The sequence below is a fragment of the uncultured Campylobacter sp. genome (assembly GCF_938031315.1).
In the GTDB taxonomy this organism is placed as follows: domain Bacteria; phylum Campylobacterota; class Campylobacteria; order Campylobacterales; family Campylobacteraceae; genus Campylobacter_B.
The window spans coordinates 1-2,067 of sequence record NZ_CALHHT010000468.1; the positions used below are offsets into that span (position 1 = coordinate 1).

General features: G+C 44.3%; 3 protein-coding genes and 1 pseudogene. All 4 read left to right on the plus strand.

The window, feature by feature from the left end; translation table 11 throughout:
- Window positions 1-318 (plus strand): annotated as a pseudogene (locus tag Q0236_RS11610) (hypothetical protein); the annotation flags it as partial.
- A gap of 377 nt (window positions 319-695) precedes the next feature.
- Window positions 696-1,013 (plus strand): hypothetical protein, encoded by a 318-nt coding sequence (locus tag Q0236_RS11615; protein ID WP_297918187.1) that lies wholly within the window; start codon window positions 696-698, stop codon window positions 1,011-1,013.
- Between the two features lie 241 nt (window positions 1,014-1,254).
- Window positions 1,255-1,494: a DUF2018 family protein gene (locus tag Q0236_RS11620; protein ID WP_297918191.1), complete on the plus strand. Its 240-nt coding sequence runs from the start codon at window positions 1,255-1,257 to the stop codon at window positions 1,492-1,494.
- 1 nt (window position 1,495) lies between these two features.
- The coding region (locus Q0236_RS11625; protein ID WP_297918194.1) for a polyprenyl synthetase family protein at window positions 1,496-2,067 on the plus strand (572 nt) is incomplete at its 3' end.

Below are 2,067 nucleotides of genomic sequence, written 5' to 3' on the forward strand. Positions count from 1 at the left end.
AGAAAGAATTTTAGCGCTAGCGAGGGCTTAAACTCTTGCGGCGAAAATCTTAACGCGGATGAAAAATTCCGCCCTAACGACACAGGTGCTGACGGGGCGGCAACGCTAAGCTTTAAAGGCGCTAAAATTTCCGCAAAAGCAGAAGCGACGGAAAGCGCACAAGCTGCAGCAGCGCGATATTTTCAGGCAAACTTGGCAGATCTAAGAGGCGCAAAACTTGAGTATTTGCAGGTATGCTGGGGGTTTGGCGAGCCTAGCGAACTAAGTCACAATGCCCTAAGCATCGCGCAGGCGCGCGAAATCATCGGCGGAATTTAAAGTAGCCTGGCTTTTGAGGCATAGCTAATTAAAGTAGTATTGTAGCAGGGTAAAATCACGCTTAGGCTCTTAAAACGGAGCGAATTCCATCTTCGCGTGCAACGCAAGCGAAATTAAAATTTAAAAATAATTCTTGCGCGAAAAATTCCACTAGCACGAGAAACTGGGATTTCATCTGCGCGAGTGGAATTTAAAATTTTAAAAGTAGCTTTTGTAGTGCGCGATTTTATCTGCGTGAAAAATGAAATTCTATCTGTAAAAGGTGGCGGAATTTTAAAAATTTAAAGACGCCCTCTCGCGGATTAATTTAAAATTTGCCTCAAAATTATAGTTTAAAAATTTAATGCCAAACGCGATTTTAGCATTCTACTGTGTCCATGAAATTTCAAATTCTCGCAAAGCGGCGGAATTTTAAAATTTTAAAAAGCCTGATCTGTGTTATGCACGCGAGTAGATTTTGCATAAGTAGAATTTATCCGCCGCTCAGAAATCAAGATTTTACCGCACAAGCAAAGCGAAAATCCTCTCCGCCTGCGCGAAATCCAAGAATTTTAGCGCTCAAACAAAGCGGAATTCTATCCACTCACGCGAAATCCAAAATTTCACTCGCGCCACAGAAGTTTAAAATTTCCGCAAAAATCAAGCTGCTTATATGTAAATTTAAAATTCCGCCTTCTGCAAAGCTTCGCGTTTAATCTACCACGCGACCAAGATTAAATTTTTAAATTCCGCTCGTTCTGCCTATCTCGCAAACAAGTAAAATTTTAGAATTTATGAGATTCAAAGCCCAAAATCCCGCGCTTAAGCTTAAAATTTACCGCACGCAAGCACAAGATTTGCGTAATCGCCCTTGTTTAAAAATCTCGATAGTTTGCCGCGTTCTAACCTAAATTAAATTTTACATTTGCTATAATCGCGAAATTTTAAGGAAGGTAAATGGATATTTTTGAAGGCGGTCCGAGGGGGAAATTTTTTGAAATTTTATCCGCTGCAAGCCCTACTTTGGTGCAAAACGAAATCGAAGAAGCTCTAATCCGCCTAATCGCCTGTGAGCGGCTCTGCGAAGCGCGCGGCATTAGCGAGCGCGAAAGCTTCATCGCGCAAGATAGGTCCGCTGGACGGTCTGAACGACGAATTTTGCAGATGAGCAAAAATATCCCAAACAACGACGAGTAAAATGCTAGATCAAATTGATTTAATTATGAAAAGCTTCATCGCAGAATGCGGCTACGAGCCCGCTAACGAGATGTTTGATAGGCTAAGCCCCGGCAAAAAACTGCGCTCCAAGCTACTGCTAAACATCGCGCAAAAGGATGAAAAATCGCTGCGTCTGTGCGCGATCATCGAGCTCATTCAAGCTGCGAGCCTACTGCACGACGACGTCATCGACGAAAGCTCGGTGCGCCGCGGCAAGCCCTCGATAAACGCCACCTACGGCTCCAAAAACGCCGTGATGTTGGGCGACATACTCTATTCCAAGGCATACTTCGAGCTTAGCAAATTTGAAAGCCGCATCGCCACCGCGCTTTCGGGCGCTGTCACGAAACTAGCCGTGGGCGAGCTGATGGACGTGAGCTTAAGCAACGATTTCAACGACGATGCGAGCAAATATCTGCAGATGATCTATCTAAAAACCTCCGCTCTCATAGAGGAAGTCGCACGCTGCGGGGCATTTTTGAAATTCGGCAGCGCAGAAAATCTCGGCGAAATTTCAGATATGAGCGGCACAAAAAACGAAGTAGAAATTTC